This is a genomic window from Micromonospora rifamycinica, assembly GCF_900090265.1.
Lineage (GTDB): Bacteria > Actinomycetota > Actinomycetes > Mycobacteriales > Micromonosporaceae > Micromonospora > Micromonospora rifamycinica.
In genome coordinates, this window is sequence record NZ_LT607752.1 from 1,303,851 (window position 1) to 1,318,687 (window position 14,837).

The following is a 14,837-nucleotide window of genomic DNA, read 5'->3' on the forward strand; positions in this document are numbered from 1 at the left end:
TACGTGAGAAAGGACGAGATCTTCCCGAGGAGGAACCGCGTGTCACCGCAGGCCACCGGTACGTTGACCGCCCGCGCTAGCGGGAACCCGGCCTGGGCCTGGGTGAGCAACCTGGGCGGGGTGGGCCTGGTCGCGGTGCTGCTGTGGTGGCTGGGCACCGGCCCGGCGCTGGCCGGGCTGCGCCGGATCGACACGCCCGCGGTGCTCACCGCGTTGGCGCTGGGCGCGCTGGCCACGGTCGGCTGCGCGTGGCGGTGGCGGTTGGTCGCCGGCGGGCTCGGCATCCGGCTGCCGCTGGGCACGGCGGTGGCCGACTGCTACCGGGCGGTCTTCCTCAACGCGACGCTGCCCGGCGGGGTGCTCGGGGACGTGCACCGGGCGGTGCGGCACGGTCGGGAGGCCGGTGACCTGGGCCGGGCCGTGCGGGCGGTGGTCTGGGAGCGGACCGCCGGGCAGCTGGTCCAGGTGATGTTGGCCGCGGCGCTGCTGCTCGCGCTACCGTCGCCGGTGCGGCCGTACCTGCCGGTGGCGGTCGCGGTGGCGGTGGTGGTCGGCCTGGTGCTGGCGGTGCTGGTCCGGGCGCTGCCCCGGTCGGGGCCGTCGCGGCGGGCCCGCGCGGTGCGGGCCGCCGCCGCCGACGTGCGGGCCGGGCTGCTCGGCCGGCGCACCGGGCCGGGGGTGCTGCTCGCCTCGACGGTGGTGGTCGGCTGCCATCTGGCGACGTTCGTGCTGGCGGCCCGGGTGGCCGGGGTCACCGCGCCGCTGACGGTGCTGGTGCCGCTGACCCTGCTGGCGCTGCTGGCGATGGCGCTGCCCGCCAACGTGGCGGGTTTCGGCCCGCGCGAGGGCGTCGCCGCGTGGGCGTTCGGGGCCGCCGGGCTGGGCGCGGCCGAGGGCGTGGCGACCGCCCTGGTGTACGGGGCGCTGGTGCTGGTCGCCGCACTGCCGGGGGCCGCTGTGCTGGTGCTGCGGGGTCGCCCGTCCGCACTGCGCACGCGGGCGGGTGACCGTACGGTGGGAACCCAGGGTGGTTCCTCACCGGTACCCGCTGCCGGGTTGGCCGGCAGCGCCTGACGGAGGAGACACATGTACGAAGCACTGCCGACAGCGACGGTCCGGACACAGGTCACGGTGCCGCTGCGGTTCCCCGACGGGTACGCCACCACGGCCCGGGTCTTCTCGTTCGACGGGCTGGTCGACGGTCGGGAGCACCTGGCGTTCGGGCTGGGCGACTGGGCGGGTGCCCTGCGTCGGCACGCGGCGGGCGGGGCCGCGCCACTGGTCCGCCCGCACAGCGAGTGCCTGACCGGGGACGTCTTCGGCAGCCAGCGCTGCGACTGCGGACCGCAGCTGCGCGAGGCGGTCCAGCGGATCACCGAGGCGGGCGGGTTCCTGCTCTACCTGCGCCAGGAGGGACGCGGGATCGGCCTCTACCCCAAGCTGGACGCGTACGCCCTGCAGGACGCCGGGCTGGACACCTACCAGGCCAACGTGGCGCTCGGGCACGACGAGGACGAGCGCGACTACCGGGCCGCCGCGCAGATGCTGGCGGTGCTGGGGGTGCCGGAGCTGGTGCTGTTGAGCAGCAACCCGGACAAGGCCGAGCAGTTGACCCGGCTGGGGGTGACGGTGGCCGAGGTGGTGCCGACCGGGGTGTTCCTGTCCCCCGCCAACGCCGACTACCTGGCGGCGAAGGCGAGCCGGGCCGCGGGCCGGGCCGTCGACCTGCCGTCGTTGAACTGAGATGGGTGTCGTGCCCGCCGGGACGGCGGACACCGCCGTCCCGGCGTCGACCGGGCGGCCGTACGTGCTGCTCAGCTGCGCCACCTCGATCGACGGGTACATCGACGACGCCACCGAGCAGCGGCTGCTGCTGTCCAACGCGGAGGACATGGACCGCATCGACGCCGTGCGGGCCGGCTGCGACGCGATCCTGGTGGGCGCGGGCACGATCCGGGCCGACGACCCCCGGCTGGTGGTCCGCTCGGCACCGCTGCGGGCCGCCCGGCAGGCCGCCGGGTTGCCACCGTCGCCGGTGAAGGTGACCCTGACCGCCCGGGGACTGCTCGACCCGACGGCCCGGTTCTTCACCGTCGGCGATGCCGAGAAGGTCGTCTACTGCGCCACCCCGGCGGTGGACAAGACCACCGAACTGCTCGCCGGGCTGGCCACCGTGGTCGACGCGGGTGACCCGCTGGACCCGGCCCGGGCCCTGGCGGACCTCGCCGCGCGCGGGGTGGGCCGGCTGATGGTGGAGGGTGGCGCGTCGGTGCACGCCCAGTTCCTCACCGCCGGTCTCGCCGACGAACTGCACCTGGTGGTCGCCCCGTTCTTCGTCGGGGACCGGCGGGCGCCCCGGTTCGTCGGCGACGGCGCGTTCCCGTGGCACCCGGGCCGCCGGGCCAGGATCGCCGAGGTACGCCAGATCGGCGACGTGGTGCTGGTGCGCTACGCCCTGTCGGAACGTTGCGCCGACGGGCGGCCCGGATGAGCGACAATCGCCGGATGCGGTGCGAATCGTGGCGGGAGATCCTGTCGGCCCAGCTCGACGGGGAGGAGACCGCCGAGGAGCGGACGGCCGTCCAGGCCCACCTGGACGGCTGCGCGGACTGCCGGGCGTGGCACGAGGTCGCCGCCGGGGTGACCCGACGGGCCCGTACCCGGGTGGTGACGGCGGTGCCCGACCTGACCGAGACGATCCTCGCCACCGTGCCGCTGCCCCGCCGACGGCTCGCCGGCCGGTGGCGCGGCGGGCTGACCAACGGCCTACGGGTGACCCTGGGGCTGCTCGGCGCTGTCCAGCTCGCCCTCGGCCTGGCCCAGGTGGGCCAGGGGGTCAACGCCGACCATCTGCACCCGACCGGGCAGCACCTGTGGCACGAGTCGGCGGCGTGGAACGTGGCGGTGGGCGCCGGCTTCCTCTTCGTCGCGCTGCGCCGCACCCCGCCGGCCGGGTTGTTGCCGATGCTCAGCGCCTTCGTCGCCACCCTGGTCCTGCTGTCGGTCAACGACCTGGTCACCGCGCAGGTGGCGGTGCCCCGGCTGGTCAGCCACGGGTTCCTGGTCGGCGGCTACCTGATCACGGTACTGCTGTTCCGGCTCGGTCCGCGTCCGGCCGGCCCACCGCAGGGCCGGCGCACCGGCCGGTCCCGGTGGCGGCTGCGGCTCGACGAGGTCGACGAGCCGCGCCGGATGGCGGCCCAGCCGTACGGCGCGCAGGCCCGCCACCGCCGGGCGGCCTGAAACCACCCTCCCGGGGTCGCCGGTGCCGCCCGCAACCGGGGCGGGACGCTCTCCGCTGCCGGCCCGCGCGGGGCGGTTCAGTCCAGACCACGGATGAGGTGCGGCTCGGCGTCCGGGTCCGACCAATCGCACTGCCCGCGCCGGTTGGCCCGTCCCCAGGCGTCGAGGGCGGAGGGTGCCCGTACCGTGTCGGCCGGCCGGCGTCCGCCGGGGCGGCGAGGGCCGGACCGGGGTGTCTCGTCGGTGCTGTCGGTCGTCGCGTCCCCCATGTCGGGACACCTCCCGTCGCGGCACCCGGCCCCGGGCCGGACGCACCCTCGTCGCGGCACCCGGCCCCCGGGCCGGACGCACCTTCGTCGTTGCCCAGGTCAACGGCCGAGTCGCCGCGCGGCGACGGCCGGTGGACAGGTATCGCACTTCCGACATCGGTTCCGGGGCCAGGACCATGGGGACGCGGGCCGTAGGGCGGCAGGAGTGCCCGGACGGACGGGAGTCGACCGGGCACCCCCGCCCCTGCGGTGCTGGGACAATCACCGTGACCTCTGGAGGTGCGGTGAAGTATCTGATCCTGATCAGCCACAACGAACAGGCCCGTGAGGTGTGGCAGGGGCTGTCCGACGCCGAACGGCAGCAGGGCGTCCAGGCCCACACCGCCCTGCTCGAGGAGCTGGCCGGCTCCGGTGCGCTGCGCGCCGCCGAAGCGTTGGCCGACCCGGGCACGGCCCGCCGGGTGCGGGTCGACCGGGGCCGCACGATCGCCACCGACGGCCCCTTTCCCGAGGTGAAGGAGTATCTCGCCGGCTTCTACCTGGTGGAGTGCGACAGCATCGAGCAGGCGGTGGCGTACGCCGCCCGGGTGCCCGAGGCGCAGTTCGGCCTGGTCGAGGTGCGGCCGGTCCGCGGCGACGAGCGACCGCAAGGGTGACCGGCACGTCGGCCGTCGAGGATCTGTTGCGCGTCCATGCGCCGCAGGTCCTCGCCACCCTGGTACGCCGGTACGGCAGCGTCGACACCTGCGAGGACGCCGTGCAGGAGGCCCTGCTGGCGGCGGCGGTGCAGTGGCCGCGGGAGGGGCTGCCGGCGAACCCCCGGGGCTGGCTGACCACGGTCGCCGCCCGCCGCTGGACGGAGTCCTGGCGCACCGACGCCGCCCGCCGACGCCGGGAGCGTACGGTGGCCGCCCTGACCACGCCGGGGTCGGCGCCGGTCTCCGCGGTGGACGACACGCTGACGGTGCTGCTGCTCTGCTGCCATCCGGCGCTGAGCCGGGGCTCCCAGGTGGCGCTCACCCTGCGGGCGGTCGGCGGCCTGAGCACCGCCGAGATCGCCCGCGCCTTCCTGGTGCCCGAGTCGACGGTCGCGCAGCGGATCAGCCGGGCCAAGCAGCGGATCCGGGCCGGTGGCGTCGAGTTCCGGCTGCCCACCGCCGGGGACCGCCCGGCGCGGGTGGCCGCCGTGCTGGAGGTGCTCTACCTGATCTTCAACGAGGGCCACACGGCCAGCTCGGGGCCGGCGCTGACCCGGGTCGAACTCACCACCGAGGCGATCCGGCTGACCCGGCAGCTGCACCGGCAGCTACCCGACGACCCTGAGGTCACCGGCCTGCTGGCGCTGATGCTGCTCACCGACGCCCGCCGGCCGGCGCGGACCCGGCCGGACGGGTCGCTCGTCCCGCTGGCCGAGCAGGACCGGTCCCGGTGGGACCGGTCGGCCATCGCCGAGGGCGTCGCGCTGATCACCCGTACCCTGGCGGACGCGCCGGTGGGGCCGTACCAGCTACAGGCCGCGATCGCGGCGGTGCACGACGAGGCGCCCCGGGCAGAGGACACCGACTGGCCGCAGCTCCTCGGCCTCTACAACCTGCTGCGGCACCTCGCGCCCGGCCCGATGGTCACGCTCAACCGGATCGTCGTGCTCGCCATGGTGGACGGGCCGCAGGTCGCGCTCGCGGAGCTGACCGCCGCCCAGGCCGACCCCGGGCTCGCGGGCAACCACCGTACGCAGGTCGTCCGGGCGCACCTGCTCGATCTGGTCGGCGACCGGACGGCGGCCCGGCGGTGCTACCTGCTGGCCGCCCAGGCGACGCTCAGCGTGCCGGAGCAGCGGTTCCTGCGTATGCGCGCGGCCCGGCAACCCGGTCACCGTCGCCTTCCCTCCGGCGGCGCGGCCTGATCCCCTCCCCCGCCTGGGGGCCGGGGCGGTCCGCCGTTCCGCCGGGGCGCGTCGGCCCGGCATCGATGGTGCAGCCGGATGTCGAAGCCGGCCCGGTGGTCTCGACATCCGGGTGAACGTCGTCGAGCCTTCGGGAGGCCACCATGAAGTATCTGATCATGATCAGTCACGACCAGCAGGCGCGGGACGCCTGGCAGGACATGTCCGACCCGGAACGCGAGGCGGGCGTCCGGGCGCACACCGCGCTGGTGGAGGACCTCACCGCGTCGGGCGAGCTGATCGTCGCCGAGGCGCTCGCCGACCCGGGTCAGGCCAAGAGGGTGCTGGTCAGCGACGGCCGGACGGCGACCGCCGACGGCCCGTTCCCCGGTGCCGAGCCGTACCTCGCCGGCATCTACCTCGTCGAGTGCGACAGCATCGCGCGGGCGGTCGGGCAGGCCGCCCGGATCCCCGAGGCGCGCTTCGGCCTGGTCGAGGTCCGTCCGGTGCGGGACGCCGGCCGCCCCGACAGCTGAGGACCCGCAGCGGCGACGGGCCGGTGGCACCGTGCGGTGCCGCCGGCCCCTCCCTCCGGCGTGCGTATCGGCGTCGACCAGGGGTAATCCGGCCTGCGACGCCCGAGTGGGACCACCTCCTCGCGGTGGGCACCCGTCCGGGGCCACAGAAGCTATTGGCATTAGCTTTTTACCTAGCTAAGCTAGCTGCATGACCGCACCCCAGCACACCTCCCCGTCGACGACCCGCTTCCTGCGCCGCGCAGAGGGTCGCCTCGCGTACGACGTCCAGGGCAGTGGACCGCTCGTGCTCCTCGTACCCGGCATGGCGGAGCTGCGTAGTTCGTACCGTTTCCTGGCCCCTGCCCTGGTCGCCGCCGGTTACACCGTGGTCACCACCGACCTGCGGGGCCACGGCGACAGCGACACCACCTTCACCTCCTACGGCGACCCCGAGACGGCCTCCGACATCAGCGCGCTGATCACCGAGCTGGGCCGACCGGCGGTCGTGGTCGGCAACTCCCTCGCCGCGGGGGCGGGCGTCATCGCCGCCGCCGACCACCCCGAGCAGATCGCCGGTCTCGTCCTGGTCGGCCCGTTCGTGCGCAACCCCACACTGCCCCCGGGGATGCGGAGCCTGTTCCACGTGATGACGTCGCCGCTGTGGGTGGCCACCGTCTGGAAGGCCTACATGCCCTCCCTCTACGCCGGCGCCAAACCCGCCGACTTCGCCGCCTACCGGGCGGCCGTCGTCGACCGGCTCCGCCAGCCCGGTTACGGCAGGGCCTTCTCGCGCACCGCCCGGCAGACCGATCACGCATCGGCCGAGGCACGCCTGGCCGAGGTGGACACGCCGGTGCTCGTCGTCATGGGTGACCGGGATCCCGACTTTAAGGACCCGGCGGCCGAGGCGGCGTGGATCGGCGAGGCGCTGCGCGGCGAGGTGGTGATGGTGCCCGACGCCGGTCACTACCCGCACGCCCAGCAGCCCGAGCCCACCACCCGGGCGGTGCTCGGGTTCCTCGCCACGGTGCACCCGGGTGCCTAGGGCCGGCCTCACCACCGAGGTCGTCATCGAGCGGGGCAGCCGACTCCTCGAAGCCCACCCCACCGACGAGCTGACCCTCGCCGCGCTCGCCGAGAGTCTCGGCGTCCGCGTCCCGTCCCTCTACAAGCACGTCGACGGCCTACCCGGGCTCCGCCGTGGCATCATGCTGCGGGCGAAGGAGAAGCTGGCGGCAGCGCTGACCGAGGCCTGCATCGGCCGTGCCCGTGCCGACGCGGTCCGCAGCCTGGCCGCCGCCTACCGGGCCTGGGCGCGGGAAAACCCGATGCAGTACCCGATGACCATCCGCGCGCCCGACCCCGACGACGCCGAGGACCAGCGGGCGAGCGCCGGCGCGCTCCACGTGGTCTACACGGTGCTGGCCGGTTACCACCTCGTCGACGACGACGCGATCGACGCCACGCGTTTCCTGCGCGCCGCCATCCACGGCTTCGTCAGCCTGGAGACCGCCGGCGCCTTCAGGCTCGCCGCCGATCTCGAACGCAGCTACGACCGCACGATCGACAGCGTGGTGACCGCCCTCGAAACCTGGCCACGCCCATGACCCCACCCCACCCACGCCGCTTTCCCACCCGGGCCACCCCCCGTTGATCAAGAGGATCAGGCCTTAGTTGATCTCCAACATGACGCAGACCTCTTGATCACCGGCGCGAGTCGCGGGTGGGCGGGCGGCGTTAGGGTGGGTTTGGGTTTGGGGGTCAGGAGGGTGGGGGGGCGACGCTGGCCCGGTGGACCAGGGTGGGGGCGATGGTGAACCGCTCCACCGTCCCCGGGCCGTCCTCGATCTGCCGCAGCAGCATCGCCAGGCCGGCCCGGGCCACCGCGTCGAAGTCCGGCCGCACGGTGGTCAACGGCGGGATGAAGTACCCCGCCTCCGGCACGTCGTCGAAGCCGACCACGCTGATCTCCTCCGGCACCCGCCGCCCGCGCTCGCTCAACGCCCGTAGCACCCCCAGCGCGAGGTGGTCGTTGGCCGCGAAGACCGCCGTCACCTCCGGCATCCGGGCCAGCATCTGCCCGCACCGGTAGCCGGATGCCGCGCTCCAGTCGGCCGCCAGCACCGGCGGCACCTCGGCCCCGGCCGCCCGCAGCGCGGCCCGCCAGCCCTCGACCCGCCCGGCACTGTCGAACCAGTCCGCCGGGCCGGAGACGTGCCAGACGGTACGGTGCCCGGCGTCCAACAGATGCCGGGTGGCCAGCCCGGCCCCCGCCGCCTGGTCGACGGTGACCAGCGCCGCCTCCCGGGCCGGGTCGCCGTCGACGGTGACCAGCGGCACACTGTGCGGGAGGTGGTCGAGCGCCTCGTCGGCCGAGGCCACCGGGGCGATCACCACGATGCCGGCGACCCGGTGGTCGAGGTGCCGCTCCACGGCGGCGGAGATGGACCGCCGGTCGAGCGTGCTGACACTGCCCACGCTGACCGCGAAGCCGGCCGACGCGGCGGCCTGCTCCAGGGCCGCCAGCAGCGACGCCGGGCCGTACAGGGTGCTGTTCTGGGCGACCACGCCGATGAGCTGGGACCGGCCGGTGACCAGCGCCCGGGCCGCCCGGTTCGGTCGGTAGCCCAGCTCGGCGATCGCCGCACGGACCCGGACCCGGGTCTGCTCCCGGACGTTGGGGTGGTCGTTGAGCACCCGGGAAACCGTCTGGTGGGAGACTCCCGCCAGGCGGGCGACGTCCGTCATCGCAGGACCACGCATGCGGGCCATTATCCACCGGCGCGATCCCACCGGTCGTCGGTGGTCAGGCCTGTCGGCGACCGGAAGTTCCGGCGGGACGGCCCGCCCCGCCGAGCCGGGAGCCCCGACGGCACGGCCCGCCCCGCCAGCCCGGAAGTTCCGGGGGAAAGGTCCACCTTGCCAAGCCGGCACGGGGATAACGATACTCATGGATGTTCCTGAGCCGGACACGATCGAGCGCCGGGCAGCCTCGATCGACACCGTCGCATGTCCGCGATCCTCCGGAGGAACCCGTCCATGAGATCCAGGATCAAACTCCTCGGCACCGCCCTGGTCGCCGCCGCGCTCACCGCACTGGCGGCGATCGCCGCCCCCACCCCGGCCTCGGCGGCGACGCTGACCCAGGTGACCAACTTCGGCGCCAACCCCAGCAACCTGCAGATGTACCTGTACGTGCCGAACACCGTCGCGGCCCGGCCGGGCCTGCTGGTGGCGGTGCACTACTGCACCGGCAGCGGCCCGGCGTTCTATTCCGGCACCCAGTACGCGGCCCTCGCCGACCGGTACGGCTACATCGTCATCTACCCGTCGGTGACCCGCAGCAGCAAGTGCTTCGACGTCTCCTCCCCGCAGGCGCTGCGCCGCGACGGGGGCAGCGACCCGGTGGGCATCAAGTCGATGATCGACTATGTCCGGGGCCGGTACCCCGTCGACCCGAACCGGATCTTCGCCACCGGCACCTCGTCCGGGGCGATGATGACCAACGTGCTGCTCGGCGACTACCCGGACGTGTTCGCGGCGGGAGCGGCCTTCGCCGGGGTGCCGTTCGGCTGCTTCGCCACCACCGACGGCTCGGAATGGAACAGCCAGTGCGCCAACGGGCAGGTCACCAAGACCGCGCAGCAGTGGGGCGACCTGGTCCGCAACGCCTACCCCGGGTACACCGGCAAGCGGCCCCGGATGCAGCTGTGGCACGGCACCAACGACGAGACCCTGCGCTATCCGAACTTCGGCGAGGAGGTCAAGCAGTGGACCAACGTGCAGGGGCTGAGCCAGACGCCGACCTTCACCGACAGCCCGCAGGCCGGCTACACCCGTACCCGGTACGGCGGTAGCGGCGGCACCGCCCCGGTCGAGGCGATCAGCATGCAGGGCGTCACGCACAACCTGCCGGTCGACGCGGCGCAGGCGATCCGGTTCTTCGGCCTGGACGCCCCGCCGACCACCACCCCGCCCCCGACCACCCCGCCGCCCACCACCACGCCGCCCCCGACCACCCCGCCGGTGCCGACCACCACGCCGCCGACGCCGTTCCCGCCCACGCCCACCACGCCGGGCCCGGGAGCCGAGTGCCGGATCGGGTACACCGTCAACGCCTGGAACACCGGCCTGACCACCGAGATCACGATCACCAACAGCCGGGACACCGGGATCAACGGCTGGAACCTGGCGTTCACCCTGCCCGCCGGGCAGACCATCATCGGCGGCTGGAACGCGACCTACTCGCCGACCAGCGGAGCGGTCACCGCCACCAACGTCTCCTACAACGGCTCGATCGCACCGGGTGCGTCGGTCAGCATCGGTTTCCAGGCCAACCACACCGGCAACACCGCGAAGCCGGCCTTCTTCACCCTCAACGGCAGTCCCTGCGCCGTCGTCTGACCACACCCCCGGGCGGTGATCAAGAGCTGTGCGTCACCCGGACCGGTTCCGGTGACGCCAACCTCTTGATCACCGCCGCTCCCCCGCACGGTCCGAGCGGTGCGGTTGCCGCCGTTCCCCGGCCCCGGCCAGGCGAGCGGTGCGGTTGCCCGCGCGGGCGGGTGGGGGTGGGGTGGTTCGGTGGATGTGGGGGTGCGGGCGGATCGATAGGGTGGCCGTGACGGGGGGTCGCCTGGGGTCGCGGGCCGGGTTCGCCGGCCGCGCGGGAACGGGCGGGGTGTGCTGCCCGGTGGACCAGCCGCAAGCCGACCGCGCCGTCGTCACCACCGATCGTCCACAAGGGAGCCTTTATGCGTCTGACTCTAACGGTGAAACTGGTGCGGCGGCGGCTGCCCGCGTTCGCTCTCGGCCTGGGCGCGGTCGCGCTCGTCGCCACCCCCGCCGCCGCCGTGCCGGCGGGCACCCACCCGACGGGCACCGTCACGGGGGTCACCGCCGCAGCCGCCCGGCACCCGGCCGCGCGGGCGGCGGGCTGGACGCCGGTGCCGGGCACGGCGCAGGCCCAATCAGCGCCGGCCACCGCCACCTACGGCGGCGACCTGCACGTCTTCGTGCAGGGACCGGACGGGCAGGTGCGGGTCGACCGGTACGACACCAACACCGACGCCTGGTCCGGCTGGTCCACCGTCCCCGGTGACGCCATGGCGACCTCGGCACCGGCGGCGGCCGTCTACGGTGGGGAGCTGCACCTGTTCGTGCAGGCCGACCAGAAGGTCCGCACCAACCGGTACGCCCTGGACACCGGCGCCTGGTCCGGCTGGAGCACGATCGGTGGCACCACGTCCGCGTCGTCGGCCCCGTCCGCCACCGTCTACGGCGGTGACCTGCACCTGTTCGTCCGGGGCGCGAACGGCAAGGTCCGCACCAACCGGTACACGCTGGGCACCGCCGCCTGGTCCGGCTGGGCCACCCTCGCCGGCCCGACCGGCGCCAACTCGGCCCCGTCGGCCGCCATTTACGGCGGTGACCTGCACGTCTTCGTCAGGGGCACGAACGGCAACGTCCGCACCAACCGGTACTCGCTGGCCACCGGGGCCTGGTCGGGGTGGAGCGACGTGCCCGGGACCGCACGTGCGGCGTCCGCGCCGGCCGCCCTGGTCTACGGTGGCGGGCTGCACGTCTTCGTCCGCACCGGCGGCGACGACCTGCGCACCGCCTGGTACCTCCAGGACTCCGGCGCGTGGACGGGCTGGAGCACGATCGACGGCCCCGGCGCGTCGATCTCCGCCCCGGCGGGGAGCGTCTACGGCGGGCTGGTCCGGCTGTTCGTCCGGGGTGCCGACGATGAGGTCTACCAGGGCCAGCCCTGACCGTTGCGGCTGCGCCGCCGCCCCGTCCACCGCTGCGGTGGGCGGGGCGGCATCGTGTCGCGGCCGGCCAGCTGGCGTCTAGAGTCCGGGGCGTGGACACGCAGGGGCGACGGGCGGTCGTGGTGGGCAACAGCGACGGAGTCGGGCTGGCCCTCACCCGGCAACTGGTGGCGGCCGGCTGGAGCGTCGCCGGGGTGTCCCGCAGCGGCAGCGACCTGACCGCCCCCGGCTACACCCACCACGTCGCCGACGTCACCGGCGACGCCTACCGCGATGTGCTGGCCGGGGCGGTCGACCGGCTCGGCGGGGTCGACGTGTGCGTCTACGCGGCGGGGGTCGGTGACTTCTTCGACCTCGACGACCTGGCGGCGCAGACCAGGGCGCTGGAGGTCAACCTGATCGGTGCGGCGCGCACCGTGGAGGTGGTCGTGCCGGCGATGGTCGCCGGGGCCGGCGGTCACCTGGTGGGCCTGTCCAGCCTCGCCGACGCCGCCCCGTCGGCCCAGGCCCCCGGGTACGCCGCCGCCAAGGCGGGGTTGACGTCGTACCTGGTGGGGCTGCGGGGCGCGCTGCGCCCGCACGGGGTGCGGGTGACCGTCGTCCGGTTCGGGTTCGTCGACACCAAGATGGCGAAGTCGCCGGTCAAGCCGATGCTGCTCAGCGTGGAGCGGGCCGCCGACGTGGTGCGCGACTGTCTGCGTACCCGGCCGGCGGTGGTCTCCCGGCCCCGCCGGATGGCGGCGGTGGTGCGGGTGGCCGGGGTCGCGGCGCGGGTGGCCGCCCGGCGGTGAGGGCCGCCCGGCGGGACGGGGAGCACCTTGAATTCGCCACGATCGTCGTGGGATTCTGATGCGTCGATGACGTGCCGCGCGTGGGGCTGACCGTCGTCCAGGGCAACCGGGGGCCGCTGGGTTTCCGGGGGACGGCGACGAGCACGACGGAACGACGCCAGTACTCCCGTCCACCAGTCCCGCCCGCCGTCTCGACGCCCTCGTGGGCGACGCCACCCCGACCGGCCGGGCGGTGTGCTGTGGTGACCCCCGAAGGAACCCCGTATGAACAGAGTTTCCGCCCCACTGTCGCGTCGCGGCCCGGGGCGCTGGACGGCGCTCGCCGCGAGCCTGCTGCTCGCCACCGGCGGGCTCGCCGTGACCGGCCCGTCGCCCGCCGACGCGGCGGCGGACCCGGTGGCCGTGACCGTCAACGCCAACGCCGGGCTGGCCACCGTGCCGGAGACCGCGTTGGGCGTCAACCATGCCATCTGGGACTCCCAGCTCGGCACGAACGAGACGTCGGACCTGCTCAAGGCCGCCGGGGTGCGGATGATGCGCTACCCGGGCGGCTCGTACGCCGACATCTACCACTGGCGCGACCACACCGCGCCCGGCGGGTACGTCGCGCCGAACACCGACTTCGACACCTTCATGGCCGCCGCCCGCCGGGTCGGCGCGCAGCCGATGATCATCGCGAACTACGGCACCGGCACCCCCGCCGAGGCCGCCGACTGGGTGCGCTACGCCAACGTCACCAAGGGGTACGGCGCGAAGTGGTGGACGGTCGGCAACGAGAACTACGGCAACGGCCACTACGGGTCGGCCTGGGAGGCCGACGACCACCCCGACAAGAGCGCCAGCCAGTACGCCCGGCTGGTGGTCGACTACGCCGACGCGATGAAGGCGGTCGACCCCACGATCAAGGTCGGCGCGGTGCTCACCATGCCGGGCAACTGGCCGGACGGGATCACCGCCGGCAGTGACCCGGGCCCGTGGAACCGGACCGTGCTCGCCATCGCCGGCCCGAAGATCGACTTTGTGGACGTGCACTGGTACCCGGGTGGCACCGCCGCCGAGTCGCTGGCCCGGACGGCCCACATCGACGAGGCGGCCCACCTGCTGCGCGACCAGCTCGCCCGGTACGCCGGCCCGAACGCCGCCCGGATCGGCATCAGCTTCACCGAGCTGAACGTCGGCACCGGGCAGAACACCCAGCCGGGTGCGCTGTTCCTCGCCGACGCCTACAGCGACCTGCTGGAGAACGGCGTCTTCACCGTGCAGTGGTGGAACGTGCACAACGGCATCGGCACCGTGTCGCAGGTGGCCGGGCAGACCGACTACGGCGACTTCGGGCTGCTGTCCAGCGGCACCTGCACCGCCGACAACTCGGTCTGCGAGCCGCCACTGAACACCCCGTTCGCGCCGTACCACGGGCTGTCGATGATGAACCTGTTCGCCCGGCCTGGTGACCAGTTCGTCCGCGCCGCCACCGACCAGCCGCTGGTCACCGCGCACGCCGTGCGGCGGGCCGACGGGGATCTCGCGGTGCTGCTGGTCAACAAGGACCCGGAGAACGCCCGCCCGGTCACCATCGACTACGCCGGCTTCACCCCGTCGGCCGCCGCGCCGACCACGTACTCGCTGACCAACGGGGCGTCCGGCGTGGTCACCGGGCAGTCGGGCAGCGCCGCCAGCCGGACGCTGCCGGCGTACTCGCTGACCACGCTGGTGCTGCGGCCGTCGTCCCCGGTCACCGCGCACCCCGCCCCGCCGGGGCAGCCGACGGCGAGCGGGGTGACCGACCGGTCGGCGACGATCTCCTGGTCGCCGGCCCCGCCGAAGGGCGCCCCGATCGCCAAGTACGAGGTGTACCGGCAGAACGGCACGGTCAGCGAGCAGCTCGGCGAGACGGCCGGCACCTCGTTCACCGTCGACAACCTCGTGCCCGGCACCCGGTACACGCTCAACGTGCTGACCCGGGACACCGCCGGGAAGGTGTCCTGGTCGTCGTCGCCGGTCACCTTCACCACCACCGGCCCGGCCGAGAGCAGCTGCACCGTCCGGCTCACCACCGCCAGCGACTGGGGCAACGGCTGGGTCGGCAACGTCGAGATCGTCAACAACGGGGCGAACCCCGTCGACGGCTGGACGCTGACCTGGAGCTGGCCGACGAGTTGGCAGCAGGTGAGCAGTGGCTGGAGCGCCACCTGGACGCAGACCGGGCGTACCGTGACGGTCGCCAGCACCGACGACAACCGGCGGATCGCCGCCGGGGGCAGCACCACAGCCGGTTTCGTCGGGGCCTACAGCGGCCCGAACGTCCCGCCCACCGGCTTCGTCCTCAACGGCACCCCCTGCACCGTGGGGTGACCTGGCGG

15 protein-coding genes are annotated in these 14,837 nt (G+C 74.1%); 13 read left to right on the plus strand and 2 right to left on the minus strand.

The genetic code is table 11. The annotated features are described in order from the left end of the window. Window positions 1-39 precede the first annotated feature (39 nt). Genes GA0070623_RS05600 through GA0070623_RS05615 form a run of 4 tightly spaced genes read left to right on the plus strand, consistent with a single transcriptional unit; the run spans window position 40 to window position 3,243 of the window. A complete protein-coding gene (locus GA0070623_RS05600) occupies window positions 40-1,074 on the plus strand; it encodes a lysylphosphatidylglycerol synthase domain-containing protein (RefSeq protein WP_231932677.1) in 1,035 nt (344 codons plus the stop codon). A 12-nt stretch (window positions 1,075-1,086) separates the two neighbouring features. Further along, on the plus strand, window positions 1,087-1,743 hold the full coding sequence (locus GA0070623_RS05605; protein WP_067307788.1) for a GTP cyclohydrolase II: 657 nt from the start codon (window positions 1,087-1,089) through the stop codon (window positions 1,741-1,743). A 10-nt stretch (window positions 1,744-1,753) separates the two neighbouring features. After that, window positions 1,754-2,491: a RibD family protein gene (locus GA0070623_RS05610; RefSeq protein ID WP_231932678.1), complete on the plus strand. Its 738-nt coding sequence runs from the start codon at window positions 1,754-1,756 to the stop codon at window positions 2,489-2,491. Window positions 2,492-2,505: 14 nt separating this feature from the next. Continuing rightward, entirely contained in the window at window positions 2,506-3,243 is a 738-nt protein-coding gene (locus GA0070623_RS05615) for a zf-HC2 domain-containing protein (protein ID WP_067307782.1), read from the plus strand. A gap of 77 nt (window positions 3,244-3,320) precedes the next feature. Here GA0070623_RS05615 and GA0070623_RS05620 read toward each other — a convergent pair whose 3' ends face one another. Then, the gene (locus GA0070623_RS05620; protein ID WP_067307780.1) at window positions 3,321-3,512 is read right to left on the minus strand and encodes a hypothetical protein; all 192 of its coding nucleotides are present in this window, start codon (window positions 3,510-3,512) and stop codon (window positions 3,321-3,323) included. A 284-nt stretch (window positions 3,513-3,796) separates the two neighbouring features. On the opposite strand from GA0070623_RS05620, the gene GA0070623_RS05625 reads away from it, so the two are divergent. From GA0070623_RS05625 to GA0070623_RS05645, 5 genes are all read left to right on the plus strand, one after another. Then, window positions 3,797-4,168 (plus strand): YciI family protein, encoded by a 372-nt coding sequence (locus tag GA0070623_RS05625; protein WP_067307777.1) that lies wholly within the window; start codon window positions 3,797-3,799, stop codon window positions 4,166-4,168. Beyond that, window positions 4,165-5,415, plus strand: a complete 1,251-nt coding sequence (locus tag GA0070623_RS05630; RefSeq protein WP_067307774.1) for an RNA polymerase sigma factor — start codon at window positions 4,165-4,167, stop codon at window positions 5,413-5,415. Before GA0070623_RS05625 ends, GA0070623_RS05630 begins: the two co-directional genes overlap by 4 nt. A gap of 143 nt (window positions 5,416-5,558) precedes the next feature. After that, window positions 5,559-5,930 (plus strand): YciI family protein, encoded by a 372-nt coding sequence (locus GA0070623_RS05635; protein WP_067307771.1) that lies wholly within the window; start codon window positions 5,559-5,561, stop codon window positions 5,928-5,930. A 190-nt stretch (window positions 5,931-6,120) separates the two neighbouring features. Next, window positions 6,121-6,957 carry an alpha/beta fold hydrolase gene (locus tag GA0070623_RS05640; protein ID WP_067307769.1) on the plus strand — a complete coding sequence of 279 codons (837 nt, stop codon included), beginning with the start codon at window positions 6,121-6,123 and terminating at the stop codon, window positions 6,955-6,957. Then, window positions 6,950-7,519 carry a TetR/AcrR family transcriptional regulator gene (locus tag GA0070623_RS05645; protein ID WP_067307767.1) on the plus strand — a complete coding sequence of 190 codons (570 nt, stop codon included), beginning with the start codon at window positions 6,950-6,952 and terminating at the stop codon, window positions 7,517-7,519. Before GA0070623_RS05640 ends, GA0070623_RS05645 begins: the two co-directional genes overlap by 8 nt. A gap of 154 nt (window positions 7,520-7,673) precedes the next feature. Here the strand turns inward: GA0070623_RS05645 and GA0070623_RS05650 are convergent, their stop codons facing one another. Beyond that, window positions 7,674-8,675 carry a LacI family DNA-binding transcriptional regulator gene (locus tag GA0070623_RS05650; RefSeq protein ID WP_067307795.1) on the minus strand — a complete coding sequence of 334 codons (1,002 nt, stop codon included), beginning with the start codon at window positions 8,673-8,675 and terminating at the stop codon, window positions 7,674-7,676. Window positions 8,676-8,951: 276 nt separating this feature from the next. Between GA0070623_RS05650 and GA0070623_RS05655 the strand changes: the two genes are divergently transcribed. From GA0070623_RS05655 to GA0070623_RS05670, 4 genes are all read left to right on the plus strand, one after another. Then, window positions 8,952-10,316: an extracellular catalytic domain type 1 short-chain-length polyhydroxyalkanoate depolymerase gene (locus GA0070623_RS05655; protein WP_084261285.1), complete on the plus strand. Its 1,365-nt coding sequence runs from the start codon at window positions 8,952-8,954 to the stop codon at window positions 10,314-10,316. A gap of 350 nt (window positions 10,317-10,666) precedes the next feature. Continuing rightward, window positions 10,667-11,686: a hypothetical protein gene (locus GA0070623_RS05660; RefSeq protein WP_157517535.1), complete on the plus strand. Its 1,020-nt coding sequence runs from the start codon at window positions 10,667-10,669 to the stop codon at window positions 11,684-11,686. A 92-nt stretch (window positions 11,687-11,778) separates the two neighbouring features. Beyond that, window positions 11,779-12,477 (plus strand): SDR family NAD(P)-dependent oxidoreductase, encoded by a 699-nt coding sequence (locus GA0070623_RS05665; protein WP_067307761.1) that lies wholly within the window; start codon window positions 11,779-11,781, stop codon window positions 12,475-12,477. A 264-nt stretch (window positions 12,478-12,741) separates the two neighbouring features. Continuing rightward, window positions 12,742-14,829, plus strand: a complete 2,088-nt coding sequence (locus GA0070623_RS05670) for a cellulose binding domain-containing protein (RefSeq protein ID WP_067307759.1) — start codon at window positions 12,742-12,744, stop codon at window positions 14,827-14,829. The last annotated feature ends 8 nt before the right edge of the window (window positions 14,830-14,837 follow it).